This is a genomic window from Mycobacterium sp. NPDC004974 (assembly GCF_053600815.1).
Genome location: NZ_JBSGAQ010000017.1, coordinates 41,802 through 61,709, shown reverse-complemented (window position 1 = coordinate 61,709; position 19,908 = coordinate 41,802). Strand labels below are relative to the sequence as shown.

The 19,908-nt window shown below is 59.6% G+C and carries 17 protein-coding genes and 1 tRNA gene; 13 read left to right on the top strand and 5 right to left on the bottom strand.

From position 1 onward, the window contains the following. Positions 1 to 14 precede the first annotated feature (14 nt). The 4 genes from ACWEFV_RS28510 to ACWEFV_RS28495 all read left to right on the top strand — a co-directional run bounded on the left by ACWEFV_RS28510 (position 15) and on the right by ACWEFV_RS28495 (position 2,730). Complete coding sequence (locus tag ACWEFV_RS28510) at positions 15 to 629, top strand: TetR/AcrR family transcriptional regulator (protein WP_450072643.1); 615 nt, start codon at positions 15 to 17, stop codon at positions 627 to 629. Positions 630 to 920: 291 nt separating this feature from the next. Next, positions 921 to 993: transfer RNA gene (locus tag ACWEFV_RS28505), tRNA-Arg, on the top strand. A 540-nt stretch (positions 994 to 1,533) separates the two neighbouring features. After that, complete coding sequence (locus ACWEFV_RS28500) at positions 1,534 to 1,698, top strand: helix-turn-helix domain-containing protein (protein ID WP_450072642.1); 165 nt, start codon at positions 1,534 to 1,536, stop codon at positions 1,696 to 1,698. 42 nt (positions 1,699 to 1,740) lie between these two features. Next, a complete protein-coding gene (locus ACWEFV_RS28495) occupies positions 1,741 to 2,730 on the top strand; it encodes a S1 family peptidase (RefSeq protein ID WP_450072641.1) in 990 nt (329 codons plus the stop codon). 1,733 nt (positions 2,731 to 4,463) lie between these two features. On the opposite strand, the gene ACWEFV_RS28490 is transcribed toward ACWEFV_RS28495, so the two are convergent. Then, entirely contained in the window at positions 4,464 to 5,639 is a 1,176-nt protein-coding gene (locus tag ACWEFV_RS28490; RefSeq protein WP_450072640.1) for a hypothetical protein, read from the bottom strand. A 552-nt stretch (positions 5,640 to 6,191) separates the two neighbouring features. Between ACWEFV_RS28490 and ACWEFV_RS28485 the strand changes: the two genes are divergently transcribed. The 4 genes from ACWEFV_RS28485 to ACWEFV_RS28470 all read left to right on the top strand — a co-directional run bounded on the left by ACWEFV_RS28485 (position 6,192) and on the right by ACWEFV_RS28470 (position 10,303). Further along, positions 6,192 to 6,419, top strand: coding sequence for a hypothetical protein (locus tag ACWEFV_RS28485; RefSeq protein ID WP_450072639.1), 228 nt, complete (start codon positions 6,192 to 6,194; stop codon positions 6,417 to 6,419). A gap of 184 nt (positions 6,420 to 6,603) precedes the next feature. After that, positions 6,604 to 7,248, top strand: a complete 645-nt coding sequence (locus ACWEFV_RS28480; RefSeq protein ID WP_450072638.1) for a hypothetical protein — start codon at positions 6,604 to 6,606, stop codon at positions 7,246 to 7,248. Between the two features lie 332 nt (positions 7,249 to 7,580). After that, positions 7,581 to 8,888, top strand: coding sequence for an AAA family ATPase (locus tag ACWEFV_RS28475; protein ID WP_450072637.1), 1,308 nt, complete (start codon positions 7,581 to 7,583; stop codon positions 8,886 to 8,888). Between the two features lie 269 nt (positions 8,889 to 9,157). Continuing rightward, positions 9,158 to 10,303, top strand: coding sequence for a hypothetical protein (locus ACWEFV_RS28470; protein WP_450072636.1), 1,146 nt, complete (start codon positions 9,158 to 9,160; stop codon positions 10,301 to 10,303). 102 nt (positions 10,304 to 10,405) lie between these two features. Here ACWEFV_RS28470 and ACWEFV_RS28465 read toward each other — a convergent pair whose 3' ends face one another. Beyond that, a complete protein-coding gene (locus ACWEFV_RS28465) occupies positions 10,406 to 11,353 on the bottom strand; it encodes an AbiTii domain-containing protein (RefSeq protein ID WP_450072635.1) in 948 nt (315 codons plus the stop codon). 49 nt (positions 11,354 to 11,402) lie between these two features. Further along, positions 11,403 to 12,563, bottom strand: coding sequence for a tyrosine-type recombinase/integrase (locus tag ACWEFV_RS28460; RefSeq protein ID WP_450072634.1), 1,161 nt, complete (start codon positions 12,561 to 12,563; stop codon positions 11,403 to 11,405). A gap of 395 nt (positions 12,564 to 12,958) precedes the next feature. On the opposite strand from ACWEFV_RS28460, the gene ACWEFV_RS28455 reads away from it, so the two are divergent. Together ACWEFV_RS28455 and ACWEFV_RS28450 are read left to right on the top strand one after the other, a co-directional pair. Continuing rightward, positions 12,959 to 13,900: an oxidoreductase gene (locus ACWEFV_RS28455; protein ID WP_450072633.1), complete on the top strand. Its 942-nt coding sequence runs from the start codon at positions 12,959 to 12,961 to the stop codon at positions 13,898 to 13,900. After that, entirely contained in the window at positions 13,887 to 14,411 is a 525-nt protein-coding gene (locus tag ACWEFV_RS28450) for a hypothetical protein (RefSeq protein ID WP_450072632.1), read from the top strand. Before ACWEFV_RS28455 ends, ACWEFV_RS28450 begins: the two co-directional genes overlap by 14 nt. Before the next feature lie 24 nt (positions 14,412 to 14,435). Here the strand turns inward: ACWEFV_RS28450 and ACWEFV_RS28445 are convergent, their stop codons facing one another. Continuing rightward, positions 14,436 to 14,873: a rhodanese-like domain-containing protein gene (locus tag ACWEFV_RS28445; RefSeq protein ID WP_450072631.1), complete on the bottom strand. Its 438-nt coding sequence runs from the start codon at positions 14,871 to 14,873 to the stop codon at positions 14,436 to 14,438. 105 nt (positions 14,874 to 14,978) lie between these two features. Between ACWEFV_RS28445 and ACWEFV_RS28440 the strand changes: the two genes are divergently transcribed. Beyond that, on the top strand, positions 14,979 to 15,698 hold the full coding sequence (locus tag ACWEFV_RS28440) for a DUF1326 domain-containing protein (RefSeq protein WP_450072630.1): 720 nt from the start codon (positions 14,979 to 14,981) through the stop codon (positions 15,696 to 15,698). 56 nt (positions 15,699 to 15,754) lie between these two features. Here the strand turns inward: ACWEFV_RS28440 and ACWEFV_RS28435 are convergent, their stop codons facing one another. After that, positions 15,755 to 16,573 (bottom strand): mycofactocin-coupled SDR family oxidoreductase, encoded by an 819-nt coding sequence (locus ACWEFV_RS28435; RefSeq protein ID WP_450072629.1) that lies wholly within the window; start codon positions 16,571 to 16,573, stop codon positions 15,755 to 15,757. A gap of 649 nt (positions 16,574 to 17,222) precedes the next feature. Between ACWEFV_RS28435 and ACWEFV_RS28430 the strand changes: the two genes are divergently transcribed. Both ACWEFV_RS28430 and ACWEFV_RS28425 read left to right on the top strand, forming a co-directional pair. Further along, positions 17,223 to 18,437 carry an acetyl-CoA acetyltransferase gene (locus tag ACWEFV_RS28430; protein ID WP_450072628.1) on the top strand — a complete coding sequence of 405 codons (1,215 nt, stop codon included), beginning with the start codon at positions 17,223 to 17,225 and terminating at the stop codon, positions 18,435 to 18,437. A gap of 2 nt (positions 18,438 to 18,439) precedes the next feature. Then, the gene (locus ACWEFV_RS28425) at positions 18,440 to 19,891 is read left to right on the top strand and encodes a carotenoid oxygenase family protein (protein ID WP_450072627.1); all 1,452 of its coding nucleotides are present in this window, start codon (positions 18,440 to 18,442) and stop codon (positions 19,889 to 19,891) included. Positions 19,892 to 19,908 lie beyond the last annotated feature (17 nt).

Genomic DNA, 19,908 nt, shown 5'->3' with positions numbered 1-19,908 from the left:
TGTTACAGTCAAGCGTGCCACGGCCGGTCGACCACGCTAAACGCGAGGAACTACTGGCCACTGCGGGCGCGATCTTGGCGCGCACCGGAGTGGTCGATACCTCGCTGCGCGAGCTTGCTTCCCAGATGGGAACCAGCGCCCGGATGCTGGTCTACTACTTCGGCAGCAAAGAACAACTCATTCTCGAAGTCCTGAACCGTCAGCAGCGTGCGGCGATACCCCGGACCGAGGAGTTGGATCTTCCGGAGTCGATTGCGGCACATCGTGAATGGTGCTTCGAGGACTGGTATGAGTGCACCCGCGGGGAACGTCAGCAGAGCCTGCGTGTGGTGCTGCAAGTCTTCGGCGCCGCGTGCGGACTCGACAGCCCTTATCGCGAATACACCTGGGACACCCTGTCCTTGCTGACCCGCAACTCCAAGGCCCGCCTGCAGGCGCTCGGCATGCCCGACCATGTCGCCGAAACCCGTTCGCGCATCGCGCTGGCAGCCTTCCAGGGCTTCATCATCGAGTACTTCACCGCTCCCGACCCCGCCTTCGTCGACGACACCTTCGCCAGGTTCGTCGATGAGTTCCTGCTCGCACCGTTCACTCCCGCCGGCCCGGCCGGCTCTGAGGAAACGCGTTGACGGCCAACGACACCGATCCCGAGCCGGCACCGCCACTGAGGCGGTCGAACCTTCACGCGACGCGGCGCAGATGCACTGGGCGGCTTCGCCGACCTGCGTCGCGGCGTGATCAGTATGGCGATCGGCTTCGCCACACATCCGCCGGGCAGTCACTCACAACCCACACAGCACATCAGACGCGCCCGCAACACAAACACCACTCCGCGACGGCCCCGATGCCGCCGATTGACGCTTGGCCAACTACCATGAGTCGTCCCTATGGGTTTTCGACGCCTATTTCGGTAGGTCCCCGCCCCCGTAGCTCAGGGGATAGAGCACGGCTCTCCTAAAGCCGGTGTCGCAGGTTCGAATCCTGCCGGGGGCACTTAACTGTCAATCCAAGACCCGCAGCTAGCGGGCCATTTTGAAGGTAGCTAGCGCGAACCGCGTGCTCTGCGCGTGCTTTCAAGCTCCCACAACCGGGCCGGTGAACCGTTAGCCATGCAGTCGGCCCCGACACCCACCCCGGCCCCAGCGACACCCCCAGCGGGATTCAGTTAATAACAGGATATGCACGTTTCCTACCAATTCGGGTTAGCATATTCATATGGCCTAGCCCGCCGAAACCGCGCCCCGATAAGCGCCGAATTCAGCACGCAGGGATTCAAATTATCCGAGAACGCTACCCCTAGAGCGTTGGCTATCCATTCCGAATATCCAACGCATCCAAAGGGATTGATCATGTTGAAGTACCGCAATTCGTTGTCATTCAACGAAGCCGCCCAACGCTTGGGCATCTCGATAGATCTACTGGAAAGAAACCGTCAACTGAACAATCTTTGCATGTACCGTATGCGCGGAGGTTTTCGTTTTGACCGGGCAGATATCAACAAGTTGGCGCGGCACGGCTTTAGGATCGATCAGAATGCCTGAGAAACTACTGTCGCTGAAAGAAGCAGCCGAATACCTTGGCGTCAGCTCAAACTCAGTGCGCAATTACATAGCGCGGGGCAGGTTGAAATCTCTGCGAGTTGGGCCAAAGCTGATCAAGTTCCGTAAAGCCGACTTAGACAAGTTCATTGATCAGTGAAAGCGACAGCATAGGTTTGACGTACTCGGTAGGATCGTGGCCGTGGACACGGGATTCAGCACAAACACGCTCTACACAGCATGCAGACTTTCTTTAACGCATCACTACACACATGGGGACACGCGCACGTCAGGTTTTGGCACAGGCTTTTTGGTCGAGTTTCCCAGTCCCGATAACAGAGTTGCACTTGTCACAAACCGACACGTAGTCGATCTTGGGTGGGCTGATCCTGCAAAAGAAGGCACTCTAGTCGAAGAAATCAAGCTGCAGTGGTGGCAGAGCACATCATTGAGACTTGAGCACACGATCACAGAACCCGCTCCGTTGTTCCACGACGATCCATCCATCGACGTCGCAATCATTCCGATCGCGTCCAAACCCGATACACCTATAGAAATTTTCGGAACGTTCTACGGCGATGTTTCCAAGTGGGCCGCAGGAGCGGACGAAAATACGTTGACGTTCTACCATGCGCTTAGTTGGGAGTACTTGCTCGAGTGCGAACAACTTTGGCCGCAGATCCAACCGGGAGATTTTGTCGCCTTTCCCGGGTATCCGATCTGGTATGACCGGCTCCAAATCAGACCGGTACTGCGATCAGGGATGATAGCCAGCGACCCGCAGACAGACTATCGGCTTACTGAGGGAGATCCGAAAGTCCGTGACGGGAATCAGCAGGTTCTCTTTGATGCTTTTTCAACGGGCGGTAACTCAGGAAGCCCTGTATACGTGGCCCAGCAGGGCTTGCCGCCTTTTGAGGTGAACATCCCCCAAGGAAGCGAGAAGCCGCCTGCGAAGGGAAAGATGAGTTTTACGAACTACCGGCGCTGCTTTCTCATCGGAATCAACATGGGCCACATCAACGATGTGGAGAGCGAGCGCCCAAACGACCATGCGGGATTGTCTCGGATGCACAAGCTGTCAGCGATCATGGATATCTTGCGGGCGAACGCGACCCCGCACAGCTCCGACGCGCGACGAATCAATGTTCGCATACCAACCGAAACACCCACACAGCCAGACCAGGAGTGAGGCAACGCCGTTGCCGAACCAAAACCAACGCAACAGCCGCCCCGGCACCTAGAGCCAGCCACGAACCAACACCACACGGCGGGCTAGTACCGGGAACTGTTCGGGCTAGATGATTCAAGGGGCATTCATTCCTTAGTGAATGTTGGTAGACCATCGCACACCCGTTCGATACGACCTGACCGCACCGTCCCGACCGACCTGCCGAGATGCCCCGTCGTGAGGCTGTGGGCCACGCTGGCAGACCCGCACCGCTAGGCCGTCCACTCACACCGTGCAAGCGGGCAAAACGACGCACGAGACACCCGCCCCGGGCATTCATTCACTGGAGAACGAATCGGCTAGTTTTCCACCGTGTCCATCCGACTTGCGGCAAACAATCGGTTGTAGCGTCGGTACCCGTGAACTTGGCTGATTGGTTGACGGCGACTCTGTCCCCCGCCACGTTCGCGCTTGTCGTTATCGCGGAACTTCGTTTTCGGCGACGGTACAGGCCGGTCCAGTGGTGGCTGCACTACGATCACGCCGAAAATGACCCAGAAACAGACGAACCGAGATGGCACCACTACAAGCTCATGAATCTCGGTTCAGAATCCGCTACCAGCGTAAGTGTTGAAACAACAAGCGGCATCCAGTCGAGTGGAATCTACACCGCCGTAGTGAAATCGGGCGAGAACTTTCATGACATGCGCATAGAGGCTGCGAACTTCGATCAAGATTGGATGTTGGTCGATTGGGTGGTGGCAACGGATCGTAGATACGTCTGTTACCAATGGTTTCCGATGAACCCCTATGGTCCACTAGGGGATATCCAATCGGAGCAGTATCGCGCTCTCCTCACCAAACGGTGGTTCCGACGAAAGTGGATTCGTAGGACCCAAGCTGTAGGCCCGGGTGCAGGAGCCTATTGGACCTCCGTCCGCGCCACTGCTCCACACGCCAAGTACATGCAGAACGTCGCAAAAGCACGTCGCCTACTGGTAGTTACGCGGGAAAACCACACCGGAATCGTTCTGCCACAGGACCGCTGAGTGCCTTTGAATTAGCTTGTGCTGTATACGCATTGACCAGCCGTTGAGCGAGCGCATTGATATCGGGCCATGCGTTCTCTAGCTCCCGGCTCCAACCGTTAAGCCAGTGCGCGAACGGTGCGGTTCGACTATAGGTCTCGAAATCGGTTGGGTTAGACGCCAGTTCGTCAAGCACTAGATCGGTGAATCCGTTCGCGCTCAGGGGTTTACGGCTGCGCACACTTGCCCAGCAACCCGCGTAGGCCACGAAACCGTAGGATTCTGGTAGACGGTCCGAAATCGGTTCATCCGTTCGGATACCGTTGATAAAGAACCGTTTGCGTTCCCGGGGCAAGCGGTAGGTTACTTGCCCCGGTCGCAACGTAATACCGGTAACGGTGCCACCACGCAGTTGAACGGCCATCGCATGGCCCGCTTCGTGTATCGCGGTTCTAGATACGCGGGTCAATGCTCACCTGAACCGGTGCAGTGCAAGCAGTTTGGCTGGCAATCGTGCCCCGGTACTGTGTCGGGTCAAAATACCCCTCAGGCAAGCCAAACTCACTTTCTTGCGGGTCTGATGCAAGGTCATACGGATCAAGTGGTTGCGGTGTCCACACCATGTGAGTCCTTTGGGAGTGATTCAGGTTCGATTGCCGCGCCAGCTTGAGCCAGCGCAACGATCACCTGAGTTAGATTGGCAGATAACCACTCTGAGGGATTCATTTAGCTCAGAATCTCCGGTGCGGTGTACGGGCCTGCGCCCAGCTTGTAGCACACAGCCGCGCCACGATGACGAACGCCAACACCAAACGAACGGGTATAGAACGATTCGATCAACGGATATCCGCCAGTGTTGCCGGGCAGATGCCTCAAGCCCTGATAGGTAGTGTTCTCGTGCTGGCGCACGCCAATGCAGTTTGAAGGGTTACCCGGTCCAGCAGTGGCGACAATCGAAAAGTAGCCCTCAGGCACGAACGATGATTCGACCACAAAAACCGGGCCGTACTTACCTACGGTCTGCAAGTTGAAAATCTGACCTTCGGGTTGTTCGCCGATCAACTGACCCGCACCCTGCAAAGTAAACGCTGGCTGGCTCTTTGACGGAATGAAGTCCCAACGGCTCACAGCACTGTTGTTGTTCTCCACGTTGGCCCGGAAGCTTTGAATTACTTCTGACTCAGCTTCATTCACCAGTGCAATGAGAACCTGATCAGAGTCAACAAGCCCGTATCCGTGCTCACGGATAGCTTTGATGCCCTCAAGCAGATCCGTCGAATCGATCTCAGCGTTTCCCGTTGACCTGTAGTGAGTGTGGTTGGCGTCAAACGATTTACCGAGCCAGTTTGGCGGGCGCATTCCGTCGGCAGCCCAAAGCCCGTAGCAGGTGTGTCCGAAGCTGTTGGACTCGGGAACCGGCGAAAACAGCCGGTTCAAAATCGTTTTCGTGACTAGGCTGTTGTCAGCGTTGAGCGCTTCGTTGTGGACTGCCAAAACTTGGCGTTGATCCATCTCCCGCAGTGCCCGCCATGAATACCGGGCCGCACGGTCATAGTCCTCAAACGTAAAGCCAAGCAGGTTATAGGCACTTGGGGGCCGCAGGCTTTCAGGCTCGCCCAGCTCCGTCGCCAGCTCAAACTCATCTTCGTTGCGGCCTTGTCCAACGGCCTCAGCGGGTGCGGTAGTCCAGTACGAAAGCAGATCGGTCAACGCGGTTCGATGAGCGTTCCACGTAGACGTCGCATTCTGCATGGTCTGCCAAATGGTGTTGAGGTCAACACCATCTGCGGTATGCGTAACACGCGCCAGCACATCACCTTCGGTGAGTAGGCCATCATCTGAACCAAACGGGATGACAGGCCAAACCCGCGTATCGAATCGGGGGCTTGTAAAAGTGCTCACTTGCAAAGCCTTTCGCCAAAACTAGGAAACCGCCCAGGGCTTTGCGGAAACTCAGGGGAAATGAGGTAAGCCCGAGAATCCGCAAAGCGGCGGCGGCGCTGGCGTGGTGCTCTGGCCTCAGGTGTGTAGACGACCTGTAGCCGTAGCATAGCACCGTATTACCTTGCAGCCCAGTCCATTTCGGCGTACAGTCGGCGTTTGTCCAGGTCAGAGAGGGTTAGCCATGCTCCGCGAACAGTTGTGCCAAGTGTTGGAGCGGCAACGCCGCAGTTACGTTGAATTAGCCTCCACCACAGAGAATTCCGAGATTCGTACGGCTGCTACCAATGCCGCCAGATCGATTGCGCTCACGATTGAACGGGTGAGAAATCCCCATGAGAGATACCAACAGCGGCACCCGGCAGACTATGCCCTAAAACGGTTGGTAGACATACAGACACGATTCACTTCTCGATTGCCGGTTGATCTAGAGCAATCACAACGCCAGCGCCAGATTGAGGCCATGCGCAACGTGACAATCGATCTACGGCGCGCAATCTTGGAAGAGTCAGCGTGACCGCGCCGGTCATCGCCGTGATTCTGGCTGAAAACGGCGTACGCACGGCAGAAATCGATTGCCCGGTGTGCGGACTGATCCACCGGCTGAACTGGCCTGCAGGTAGGTCCAAGATCGGCAAACAAGTCACGGCCTGCGGTGCAGTAGTCAACGTATCGGTACCCAGTTGGGCACATGGCCCCCTCAGTTTCGCCAAAAATCAACGAACAGTGATTGGAGCTTGAATTGTCTACCGAACCGTACGAAAGCCATCTAGACCGCGTTCTACGTGAGGCCGGTCTACCGCCCGCAGATCACAAGGTGGTTGATCAATTGGTTGATCAGATGGTCGCTGTTGGCGACACAGTTCGGCAATGGGACTCGCCGTGTCTGTACCTACAGCCCGGGGCACGCAAAAAGTGCTTGTCCGTGCTGCAGGCACACAGGTTCATCGGTACCGAGAACCTGCGGTTTCACTCCGCCAGCTGGGATGTGCTGAGGGGCGGTGTTGGCCCCGAAGATTCCGTGCTGATTGATCTGCCAGCGTTCGATCCTGATGACCCGACACAAGCCAGCGTTCCCAGGGTGATCTTTGCGGCCAACCCGAAAAGTGTCCGAGTGGTTCGGGGCACCCTGTATGACACTCTCAGCGGTGTCATGTGCTCCATCGCAGCTCAAACGGACTGGCCTTGCGATTGGGGCAACCACCCCATCAAGCCGCAAACCGAAGGGTCTGAGGTTGTGTGGTCTAAGCCGTACCTAGTGACCAAAGCGATGGGTGAATACCTGCTTGTGTTTGTGGTCTGCACACAGTGCCTAGAGGATTTGATCGGTTCCTCGACCGGCGCGAACGATTCTGACCGTGAGTTGATCGATGGCCGCTGGCAGCCAAGATGGACGAACCCACGTCCAAACCCCAAGGTGGAAGGGTTCACGATGTGGGATTCCACCGATTACCCCGATGATCAAGTACCCGCCGCGTTCCTGATCAATGGAATCCGCTTCGTGATCCCGCAGGGTTCCAACGGCTGGCGCAACGATGATGCCTCTACGTATGACGGGCTGCCGTATTAATCAATCAAACACTCGCCCGCTGTTGCTGTTGGTCTGCGGGTCGGTGCTGGTGGCAGGCTCGCGTTAGGTGGTTGGTGGTTCCTGCGCGGCAACTGACGTTGCCTTGCTGTAGCTTTCGACTACCCAAAGGCAGGCCGGCAAAACCCGTTCAAAATCGGCCGGCGTAGCACTGTCCCACTGAATTAGATTGTTATACACCAACGTTCATTAGCAGAACCATTTTGGAGGCACAGAAAACCGGCTAGGTAGAGGATGGCCTAGCCGGTGATCTGCTGAACAGAAAGGAAAAGGCCGATGGCATGGCCCAGTGTCCTCGCGAAAGGAACAACCTCATGGTAGCTCGAACCGAGTTGCCGCGCAACGGTATTCCTGTTGACCCTGCGATTGACTATTCTCACCCGCTTCTGCGGGATCCGCGTGATTGGACTGAATCGGAAGATGAACCCGCGCATGAACAATCGAACTCGTGGCTTCCGGTGGATATGGCCGCCGCGATGGTACGCGGCGAAATCGTGCCGGATTTGGGTATGCGCGCCGATGGTCAGCTCATGTTGTACAAGGGCAAGATTCATTGGTTTTTCGGGACGTACGAATGTGGAAAAACTTGGGCTGCGCTGTTTTTCGCCGCTCAGACCTTAGCCGCTGGGGGCCGTGTGCTGTATCTGGACTTTGAGGATGATGCACGTGGAATCGGTTGGCGGCTAGTTCAAATTGGCGTAACCAAGGCTGTGATCTACAACCCCGCACGGTTTGCCTACATTCGGCCAGAGGAATCGCTGACGTCCGCAGAGGCCCGAAGCAGCTTTGAACACAGTCTGAGTCAAGAGCCACCGTTTGACTTGGTTGTTCTTGATGGCGTCACCGAATCGATTGCGCTAGAAGATCTCAAAGACAACCAGGGCGGCGATATCGCCAAGTGGCAGAAGCTCTTACCCAAATCGGTCGCGCAGCGCACTGGTGCTGCCGTTGTGTGTTTGGATCACGTTCCCAGAGACAGCGACAATCACGCCATGCCGATTGGCTCGCAGCACAAGATGAGCGGTTTGGATGGCGCTGCGTACCGGTTCATTTCGGTCGAGAAGTTCGCCAAGGGCAAGATCGGCAAGTCAACCGTGCGCGTGAGCAAAGATCGCCCCGGCGGCGTTCGCGCCTACGGTGTTGCGTATGAGCCTAAGGACCAATCGCATTGGGTTGGTGACTTCATCATGGATGCTCGCGATTCAGACAACTATGCCGTCAAGATTGCGGTTCCCAACACAGAAGAGAACCAACAGGATTCACAGGAAAAGACGGCAAACGAGCGGCCGACGTGGTGCATGGAGCGCTTGTTAGATCGCTTACTTTCAGACATAGGCGATTCATTCCGCACGCAGAACGCTGTGGTGAACTACATGCACGACAACGTTAAAGGCAAAGGTCGCAAGGTAATCGGTAAGGATCGCTGGCGTGAATCGTTGCGCGACTACCTAGTGGAACAGGGCTACGCTTTTCAGATCGAACGCGGGAAAGCACTGCTGCACTATGGGTTTGCATCGTTCTCTGAGTTGAAAGACTTACCCCAAGATCTGCGGATAGCTCGCGCCAAGCAAGCGCGGGCCAAAATGGAGCTACAACGTATGGGTGCTGAATCAGATGACTAGGCAACCGGTTTCACTGTTGAATCGCATGTGTGTGGGTGTGTTTGGGTGTGCGAGAAGTACACCCCGACCGGGCATCTCCGGTAGGTGTATGTGGGTGTGTGTGTATGTGCTGCCTGCACCTTTAGGTGCGGCACACACACTCACCCGCACACCGGATAAAAAATTTTTCACACGGCATATCCGAACATGCGGCCCAGCAGGCCACACACATTCACCCCAAAAGTATTCAAACTGAAACAGCTGTTAGATCAACGAAATTGGAGATTGACATGACTATGAACGATTCCGACAGCCCGCGACGGATCAAGAACAAAGATCGGCGGAACGCGAAGATTCGATTGAACCGGAAGCTTGATGCTTTGCAACGGATCGAGAACCGGCAGGCAGAACTAGACGGAAGAGAGCCGGTTGATGTAATCACCGAGTACAAGCGGAAGCGGGCCAAAGAGCGTGAAATCATTGACGCTGAGGTTGTTGAGGATGAATCGAGTGAAAAGCGTGACCCTATAGGGGGTGGGGATTCCGCGAGCCATCTACCGGTACCCCTTCCGAAAATCGCAGTCACAGAAGAGGAGTCAAATCCGCCCAGAAAACACCCACAGTTTTCCGAACAGTGGTGGAACGCACAGCCTTACAGCGTCCAGATCACCCGTTGCCGTGCAGAAGTATCAGACGGTTCGGGCCGTTGCAAAAGGCCGGTGCGCAATGGGTTTCGAGTCTGTGACGCGCATGGAGGCCGCGCACCACAGGTTAAGCAAGCCGCCAGAGTCCGTCTCGAAATGGCAGCCGATCAGTTGGTGCAACAGTTGTTGAACTTCTCAACAGATGACCAGATCAAGCCGGAAACACGACTCAAGGCAACAGATTCCGCACTAGATCGAATCGGATTGAAGGCACCAACCGAAGTTGTCCTATCGCCCGGCAGTCAGCAACCTACCGGTTTCGATGAAGTTTTTGAGGGCATCTATTCCGGCCCCAGAACACCAGCGACGCAAGATGGTTCGAACGGTTTGGGTATCGAAACAAACGATCTGATAGACAGCGTGATCGGTTCTGGTGATTCTTTCGATTACAGCCCCGAAAACCCTGCGCAGCAGGGGAATTCGGAAACCTACGGAACGAAGCCCCCGCTACCGAATCCGGCAGATATACCAACACCGGCGGGCACCCGTTTGAGTGCAGATGAGCGTTGCGACCCCCTGGTGTCGTCTTCGACGGTCGAACCTAGTTCGGCTAGGCCATCCCACCGGCCCGACCTGCAAAACGGCGCAGAGGGTCACTCAGGCCCCCGCGAGTACGGCAGGCCAGCTCGGCCGGGTGCCACGGTCAGCGGGTTTGAAGCGATGAGAATTGCACGTGAGGCCCAAGAAATCAGTAGACGATTGGCGGGGCTGGAAAGCGGGCTAGACGATTAAGAGCACGTGGAAAGCACGATTTTGACCGTCGAACGTCCTACCTGTGTAGATGGGTTCACCCCGTCAGGTTGCAGACCTGCCACAGGGCATTCAACAGGTGCTTTACGTCAAGAGTTGAAGGTGGTCCATCACCACGGGCGCACCCTCTTTGACTGCTTGCGTAAGCACTGCGCTGCCAAGTGCAGTACCTACGCGCTCAAGCAGTCCCCAGCGACGTTTGATCTTGTCCGGCTTCGGATCATCCTCCGATACTGACTCTTCAAAATCGGCTATCGCCTGCTCTGCATCTGCTCGTTTCTCATCATCAGTGATTTTCGGCAAGGTAGCCCGCAACGTGCCGATCAAATCAACCAGTTCCTTTGGTACAGACTGGTTTTGAATCTGCGTAGAACCTGCACCCTGTCCGATGATGCCAGAGTTCGAACCACTTACGTTCACTTCGTACTTATCGTTTGAACCAACGTGCACTTGAACCGCCGAATCAACTTGGGCCTTGTTAGGCAGTTTGTCTAGAGGAACATCTTTGGTCAGGTCAATCACTATCTCTAGCAACGCAGTTCGCACCGTATCTACGATCCCGCCGATAGCTGTGGTCGCAACACTGAAGTAGATTGCGTTGACGCTCTGGAACATCCCCAGCTTCTTTGTCCATTCAGCCGCCACCAGGGAAAATGACCCGTACCCCATTCTCTGATACTGCTTGGCTGAGGTAGCCATCTGCGCCACCTCTTGAATGGGCTGTCTGAACGCTAGAGCTTCTGGGACACCGCCGCGCAAATCTTTCGGTATCTGTAAGTGATTGATCTGCTGGCCTTTTGAGACAAAATTTCCACTGATGGTGTCGATGTACAGCGGTGCGGTAATTGAGCGGTATGGCGGTAAGGGAGCATCATCGGGATAGCCCTTGAGTTCGTTGTTCGCCCACGTTCGCAGTTCATCTGAATCTGTTAGAGCACCAAGCGCTAGACACTTGCGTAGTAGCCCGGCAATCGGTTGATCGTCGTCTAGAACTTGGTCGCGCAAATCCTTAAGAATGTCCCCGTCGCCCACGGCGAACATATTGCCATACGGCCCCGTCAATACTGCCCGCTTGCCGCCACTACGCAGTTTCGGCCAGTTCCGACATGCGCTGCGCTAGAAGCGTCCGACGTTCGTCCGTGGCGGCTGTGTACTGCATAGCCATGTGGGGAGTCGAATGGCCTAGGAACGCCTGGACCTCAGCCGCACTTGCGCCAACGTGAGACAGCATCGTTGCACCGAAATGACGCAAGTCATGCAGATGGACACCAGGACGGTTGGCCTTGTCCAAAGCCGGTTGGTACCACGTCTCTGCGAAAACCTGATCGTTTACGTGGCAGCCGCCACGAATCGGCACGAACAACTGACCATCACGCGACGGGTCAGCCCACTCTTTGATGTGCGCTTTGATCGCCGGTTGGATCGCAGCCGGAATCAGCACCTTGCGCACCTTGTCTGATTTGGTGCTGGCTACTCGACACTGGCCCTTGTGGGTCACACCGCGTGCAATCGCGACCATTGAACAATCGGCTTTGAAATCCTTGGCCCGAAGCTCTGTGACTTCACCCCAACGCATACCGCACCATGCAGCCAAGAGCACCAGGGCTTGAAGCCGTGCGGGAATCTCGCCCACCACGATTGCCAGTTCTGCCGGTGTCAGAATCTCAGGCTCACGTTTGCGCCGCGTAGTCATCGCGCCGTCAATCTGGCAGGGGTTGCGCTGGATCAGCTCATCTTTGAGCGCGGTTTTACAGATGCCATGAAGCAATGCGTAGGCGTGCTTGCGCCTGGTTGGTTGGTCAGACCCCAGACCCGCATACCAAGCGCGTACCGCTTCCGCAGACAGATCGGCCAGCGCGATTGAACCCAGGGCAGGTTCAATCAGGTTGTTCCACTTGCTGAAGTATTCGACCCGCGTGGTTTCCTTCAACGGTCGCTGTTCGATCCACTGCCTGCCGTAGTCGCAAAGCAACAGAACCGTTGCTTTCGATTCCTCCGCACGCTGAGCGGGAGATTTCCACGCCTCACCGGTCATACGGCAACGCTCCATGTAGGCCGATTCATTGGCTAGCCAACCTTCGGCATTCATCTTGCTATCGAACGTGCCGTCAGCCTTATGACGCATGTTGTCCCTGCCGACATAGGACGCTTGATACTTCCCGCTAGGCAGCTTGCGCACCGTCCCCCAACCCCGGTGGCCCTTTTTGGCCCCTTTGTACTTAGGGTTGCGCGGCTTGGTCACAACGTCCGATTGCTCATGTGCGTCTAAATCTTGGACGCTGCTTAGTTCCAACACGTTTCGGTCCCTCTGATTCAAGATGTGAAATTGGTTCCTGACACACTGCGCGCTGACCTGCGGGTTAGCCACCAACGTGCTCTTAACGTGCTTTCCATGCTATCAGCAAGGGTGATCAGTTGCGTGTGTTGGTATGAAACAAACAAGCCGTAATCGGCTGTGCCCCAACGTAATTGCAGGTCAGTCAGCAAGTTGGCCCTACCCGCGTCTGTCAGGTTCGAATCCTGCCGGGGGCACCACAACTTTTTGCCTTGCCTCGGGTGAGGCTTCGCGAGTCCCCGATCTTGTCGGCAGGCGCCAGTAACGTCAGCGGCAGATCGACCATTCAGGGGGATGACAGAGTGAACCGCACGGTGCAGTACTGGCGGCTTTTGCAGCCGGACGGTGCTCCGCTGCCCGGTGAGTTTCCGGCCGAGCAGGTGGTTCGGCGGCTCACGCGAGCTGAGGCCGACGGCCTCAACCGCTACCGCCGCTGCCCCGACGGGATGCTGCTGATCGCACACGGCACGCGTGATGATCGGATGCTGATCCTCGACAAGGTGCGCCGGGAAAACCTGCCCAGCATCGGCAGCGCCGCCGGCGCCCGGCGTGCGATCGGGCTGACTCCCGATGAGGGTCTGCTGGAACCGACGTATTGCCTGTTCGGTGAGCGCAACATCGTTGCCATGCTGACAAGCGGTGACGGTCCCCGGTCCCGGCGGCTGGTCGACTATCTCGAGCACAAGCTCGAGATAGAAGTGGGCATCGAGCCAGTGCTTACCCAGAACCTCGACCAGGCACTTGACGAGATGAGCGTGTCGAGGGTGGACGTCGCAATCCCGGCCAATCGCATCAATCGGGAACTCGTGGGTGGTGACTGGGTCCAGGCGCTCGACGGCGCCCGCGCGCTGGCCCAGGACGGCGTCGTCCGCATCGGTATCTCGGTCGGCCGTCGCGGCACCGGAACACAGAAGGATGCGATCCGCCGGCGGATCCGCGAACTGATCGACACCCTGCGAGGTTCCGGCGCACTGTCGGAGTTCGAGAGCGCGCGCGTCGTCGGATCGATCAGCGGCACCCCACAATCGGTCGACCTGCTCGAAGACAGGTTCGTCGAGAAGACCCAGGTCGATGCCGACCGGTTGAACGATCCGGAGCGATCGACCGCATATGCGCGAGAGCTGTTGCGGCAGTCGCTGACTCGCAACCGCGAGTATCTGTTCTCGGCCGTGGCTGAGGTTCCCGGCAACCCAGCGCCGTATTCCGACGCATTCATAGAGATACCCGACGATGAACGCGAATAAGCGCCCGGTGATGCAGTTCAGCCTGCGGGAAAGGCTCCAGCACAACTGGGTTCGTCATCAATGGACGGACTGGTTGCTCGCCCTGATCGTCGTCGGCGTGTGGCTGACACTGGGCAGGGCCGGTTGGCTGCCGTGGGCCCTGACCGAGGTTCCCCACGACACCCGCCGAACCGCCTACCAGATTCTGGCGACGGTGGCGGCGACGATGGGCGGGTTCACCCTGACCAGCATCTCGATCCTGGTCAACCTGCTGCGGGCGCCGATGACCACCGTGGACAAGCTGTTACCCGCCGACGACAAACGCCGGGTGGGCACCGCATTCGTGTCGGTGCTCCCGGCCCTGTTCACGTTGTTCGTGGTGGCGATTGCCGGGCTGATGACCGACGCCAATCTTGATACCGGTTACTGGTGGCTCCAGACGGCGATCGTCGGGGCAGCCGTCGCGGCCGTCGCGTCGCTCGCGCGGGTCGTGTGGATCCTGCGGCGCCTGCTCACCCTGTCCTCGGACTGATACGTCAGTTCAATTGCTGGAGGCTCAGTTTCCGACGAGGGGACGACCACTGGCCTGCCAGGCCTTCATTCCACCCGCGAGTTCGACCACGTCGGTATAGCCCAACGACCTCAACGTTTCGGCGGCAGTCGCGCTCATGGGTCCGGTTCGGCAGTAGATCGCAATCGTGGCGTCGCGATCACCAGGTAGCCGGTCGGATTGCTCGGCGACCCGATCGAATGGAATCGACAGGTCGGTGCCGGGAATGTCGCCTTGGTAGGGCACGTGGACGTTGACGGTCAGCGTGTCGGATCTTCCTATAGCGGTGGCGAATTCGTCAGCACCGACCAGCCGATGATGCTCAACGTTCACCGTGCCGGATTCGATGGTGGCGGCTGACGGCGGGCCGGCTGATGCGCCACATGAGGCCAGAGACATCGAGGCGACGACGGTCAACACTCCTACGCACATCCGCTTGAGCATGGCCACAATGATACCCCTAGGGGGTACTTGCGCACCGCACTTCACCACTGATACGGTCGCCTGGTCACATACCCCCTAGGGGTATCAACAGAAGGAGCGAGATCGATGACAACTTCGTCGACGCAGGTCGATTGGCATTTGCGCGGAGAATGGTTCGACGTGTGCAGCTGCAAGCTGCCTTGCCCGTGCAGCTTCGCCCAGGAGCCGACGCATGGAGATTGCTTGTTCACCCTGGTGTGGCACGTCCGCGAAGGACACTACGGCGACACCGATTTGGCGGGTCTGAGCGTGATCGCACTCGGTGAGTTCGCCGGCAACATGTGGATCGGCGACCCGAACGCGACGATGAAGTTGATGTTCTACATCGACGAAAAGGGCGACGCCGCTCAGCGTGATGCACTCGAGCGCATCTTTACCGGCAAGGAAGGCGGCTGGCCGGCCGAATTCGGCAGCCTGATCGAGGAACTGCGCGGCATCGAATACGCCCCGATCAACTTCGACGCCGCCGAGGACCTCGCCTACTGGCGCGCCGAGATTCCCGGCAAGGTCGACCTGCGGGTCGAGGCGCTGACCGGTCCGACAGCTGACCCGAACCGCCGGGTGACCACCACCAATGCGCCTGGCGCGGAGGTCGGTCCGGGCCAGGTTGCCACGTGGGGAGTGGTCAAAGAGGACCACGCCGTCGGCTTCGACTGGTCACATGAGCACAGCGGTGGCTCAAGCAAGCACTTCCCGTTCGACTGGCGTCCCGGGTCCGAGGGCTCGGAGTCCGGTGAGGCCACCGAGGACGCGGAACTTTCGTCGTCCTGCAGCTGCGGCTGCTGAGTCGGTCGCCGACGCCGGGCGGAAGCATCTGAGCCTCCGCCCGGCGTCGGCCCGGGTCAGTTCAACCCGTTGGACAAGACCATCGACTCCCCGGTCTGCAGCCGGCCCCGATCCGACACCAGGTACAGCACGGCATCGGCGACGTCTTGTGGCTCAAGCAGACCCGGGCGCGGCCGCCCCTGGGCGAACATCTCCTCGACGTCGTCGAGGCCCGGGTTCTCCAGGTCCGGCCGGATCACCTTGTAGGTCGCCGGGTTGTGGATCATCGGCGTGTTCACCCCGGACGGCAGCACCGCGTTGACCGTGATGCCGTACTCGGCGACCTCGTATGCCACCGACTTGACCAGGGCCACCACCCCGGCCTTGGCCGCGGCATAGTGACCGGAGTTGGTGGCGCCCGTGCCCGCCACGATCGACGACGTGGCCACGATGCGCCCGGCCCGGCGCTCGATCAGATGGGGCAGCACGGCCCGGAACGTGTTGAACACGCCGGTCAGGTTGATGTCGATCATGGTCTGCCACCGCTGCTCGGACATGGTCGCGATCGGCTCGCTGCTGGCGATCCCGGCGTTGGCCAGCACCACGTCGATACCTCCGAACTGGGCGACCGCGGTGTCCACCGCCGACTGCATGGCCGCCAGGTCGCGGACATCGGCGATCACCGCCAGACAGCGCCGGCCGAGCGCGGACACCTCCTCCACCGTCCGCCGCAGGTCGGCCGGCGTGGGCAACGGATAGTCGACCGATTCGACCGGCGCCGCGATGTCGCACACCACGATGTCGGCGCCTTCACGCGCCAACGTCGTGGCGTGCGCACGCCCCTGCCCGCGCGCCCCTCCGGTCACCAGAGCCGTCTTGCCGTCCAGCGCTCCCACGAATACCCCTCCTGTAGTTCGGTCCTTGAATGGAGACCACCGGCCTCGGCAAAACTCGTCGAAGGCCCCTGCCACACCACGCGACCCAGGCGTCACAGCAGGTGGCTGGCAACACCCCGAGAAGCCATCCGACACCCCTATTTCCCTTGGCAAATGAATTCAACGCCGTGACCGGGGAGAGCTTCCGGAGAGCAAATTGGCTGCATGGCAGGCTCCCAGGCAATTCCCGGGAACATCGTGAGATGCACTAATGTTATCTACAGTCGGGGGTTCTGAGCTCCACCACAGCAAACAACCCGGAGGTGAAAATGATCCGTTCGAAACTAATGAGGGCCGCTGCAGTCGGGCTGGGTGCGTTGGCGGTGCCGGTCGGAGTGGCAGTCGCTGGGGCCGCTCCTGCATCGGCCGGTCCCAATATCTGCGCGACCGGACCGTACGGCTACGTACAGGCTTGCGTGGAGGGTCCCGGTTGGGGCTGGTACGACAACGGGTGGCACGGCCGCGGCCGCGGGCATGGCCACGGTCACGACGACTAAGTCGGCTTAACCACGGGTAACGCCGTGGCGGGAATCCAGGCATGGATTTTCGCCACGGCGTTATTTGTTTCAATCGCCCGAGTCACTCTCTTAGTTGTAGTAGCTTCGGCTTCATGGAGGACGTCTGGATTCTCGGCGGTTACCAGAGCGACTTCGCGCGCAATCTCTCCCGCCAGGGAATCGACTTCGCCGAGCTCACCCGCGAGGTCGTCGACCACACCTTGAGCAGCGCCAGAGTCGACGCCACCGGCGTCGGCGTCGTTCATGTCGCAAACGCCTTCGGTGAACTGTTCGCCGGCCAGGCCCACCTGGGGGCGATGCCGGCCACGGTGCATCCGGACCTGTGGGGCACCCCGGCCTCCCGTCACGAGGCCGCATGCGCGTCAGGCAGCATCGCGATCCTCGCGGCCATCGCCGACCTACGCTCGGGCGCCTACGACAGCGCCCTGGTCCTCGGGGTGGAGCTGGAGAAGACAGTGCCCGGCGATACCGCCGCGGCCCACCTCGGCGCCGCCGCCTGGACCGGTCATGAAGCCGACGATGCCAAGTTCGTCTGGCCATCGATGTTCTCCGAGGTAGCCGACGCCTACGACCAGCGCTATGGCCTGGATGCCGAGCACCTCCGCGCCATCGCCGCGCTGAACTTCCGTAACGCCCGGGCCAACCCGAACGCCCAGACCCGCGACTGGACGGTGCCCGATCCGATCGGGGACGACGATGCCACCAATCCGGTGGTGGAAGGCCGGCTGCGCCGCTTCGACTGCAGCCAGATGACCGATGGCGGAGCAGGGCTGGTGCTGGTCAGCGACACCTATCTGCGCGCGCACCCGGACGCCCGGCCGATCGCCCGCATCGACGGCTGGGGCCACAGCACTGTCGGGCTCGGCCTGCGGCAGAAGCTCGATCACAGCGCCACAGATCCGTACCTGCTGCCGCACGTACGCCACGCCGTGCTGGATGCCTTCGGCCGTGCCGGCGTGGGGCTCGACGATCTCGACGGGTTCGAGGTCCACGACTGCTTCACTCCCAGCGAGTACCTGGCCATCGACCACATCGGGCTGACCGGCCCCGGTGAATCCTGGAAGGCCGTCGAGAACGGCGAGATCGAGATCGGCGGGCGGCTGCCGATCAACCCCAGCGGTGGGCTGATCGGCGGCGGCCACCCGGTCGGCGCGACCGGGGTCCGCATGCTGCTCGACGCCGCCAAACAGGTCAGCGCCACCGCCGGGCCGTACCAGGTCGAGAACGCAAAGAACTTCGGCACCTTGAACTTTGGCGGCAGCACCGCAACCACCGTCAGCTTTGTCGTGTCGGCGAGCAAGGAGTAGACATGCACACCGAGATCGTGACCAAGTTCCTGTCCACCCTGCCCGAGGACGACAGCCACCCCTACCGCACCGGGGCGTGGCGGCCGCAGACCACCGAATTCGATGCCGACGATCTGCGGGTCGTCGACGGCGAGATCCCGACCGACCTCGACGGTGTCTACCTCCGCAACACCGAGAACCCGCTGCATCCGGCGTTTCAGACCTACCACCCCTTCGACGGGGACGGAATGCTGCACATCGTCGGCTTCCGCGACGGAAAAGCGTTCTACCGCAACAGGTTCATCCGCACCGACGGCTTCCTGGCCGAAAACGAGGCGGGCGGGCCACTGTGGCCCGGTATCGCCGAGCCCGTCGAACTGGCCCGGCGCGACCACGGCTGGGGCGCCCGCACCCTGATGAAGGACGCCTCGAGCACGGACGTGACGGTGCACCGCGGGGTCGCGCTCACCAGCTTCTACCAGTGTGGCGACCTGTACCGCGTCGACCCGTACACCGGCGACACCCTGGGCAAGGAGGACTGGGGTGGGGCCTTCCCCGCTGATTGGGGTGTGTCGGCACATCCCAAGGCCGACAATGCCACCGGTGAACTGCTGTTCTTCAACTACGGCAAGCAGGCGCCGTACATGCACTACGGCGTGGTGGACGCTGACAACCGCCTGGTGCACTACGTCGACGTCGAACTGCCCGGGCCCCGGTTGCCCCACGACATGGCGTTCACGGAGAATTACGTGATTCTCAACGACTTTCCGTTGTTCTGGGATGCCGAGTTCCTCAAGAACAACGTGCACCTGCCAAAACTGCACCGCGACATGCCATCCCGGTTCGCCGTCCTCCCCCGCCGCGGTGCCGCCGGCGACGTCAAGTGGTTCGAGGCCGACACCACTTACGTCCTGCACTTCACCAACGCCTACGAGGACGGTGACGACATCGTGCTCGACGGGTTCTTCCAGGGCAACGCGGCACCGGCCCTGGCGCTCGACAAGATGCAGACCAGGCTGCACCGCTGGCGGTTCAACCTCGTCACCGGCCAGACCCGCGAGGAGCAATTGTCCGACAGCATCACCGAATTCGGCATGATCAACCCCGGTTATGCCGGACGCGACTACCGCTACGCCTATGCCGCCACGGGTAAGCCGGGCTGGTTCCTGTTCGACGGATTGGTCCGCCACGACCTGTTCACCGGGTCCGAGCAGCGCTATGCCTTCGAGGACGGGGTGTACGGCAGCGAGACCGCGATGGCGCCCCGGGTGGGCAGCCGCGGCGAGGACGATGGCTACCTGGTCACCATCACCACCGACATGAACGACGACGCGTCCTACTGCCTGATGTTCGAGGCGGCCCGGGTCGTAGATGGGCCGGTGTGCAAACTCGCTCTGCCGGAACGCGTTTCCAGCGGAACCCACTCCACCTGGGCTCCGGGTGACGAGCTGCGCCGATGGCTGGTGCGTGACTGACACACCCGCCGGGGGCA

Coding starts and splice junctions, on each gene's coding strand:
- ACWEFV_RS28500 (WP_450072642.1), top strand. CDS start 1,534: ATGCCTGAGAAACTACTGTCGCTGAAAGAAGCAGCCGAATACCTTGGC.
- ACWEFV_RS28475 (WP_450072637.1), top strand. CDS start 7,581: ATGGTAGCTCGAACCGAGTTGCCGCGCAACGGTATTCCTGTTGACCCT.
- ACWEFV_RS28470 (WP_450072636.1), top strand. CDS start 9,158: ATGACTATGAACGATTCCGACAGCCCGCGACGGATCAAGAACAAAGAT.
- ACWEFV_RS28450 (WP_450072632.1), top strand. CDS start 13,887: ATGAACGCGAATAAGCGCCCGGTGATGCAGTTCAGCCTGCGGGAAAGG.
- ACWEFV_RS28445 (WP_450072631.1), bottom strand. CDS start 14,873: ATGCTCAAGCGGATGTGCGTAGGAGTGTTGACCGTCGTCGCCTCGATG.
- ACWEFV_RS28440 (WP_450072630.1), top strand. CDS start 14,979: ATGACAACTTCGTCGACGCAGGTCGATTGGCATTTGCGCGGAGAATGG.
- ACWEFV_RS28430 (WP_450072628.1), top strand. CDS start 17,223: ATGGAGGACGTCTGGATTCTCGGCGGTTACCAGAGCGACTTCGCGCGC.
- ACWEFV_RS28425 (WP_450072627.1), top strand. CDS start 18,440: ATGCACACCGAGATCGTGACCAAGTTCCTGTCCACCCTGCCCGAGGAC.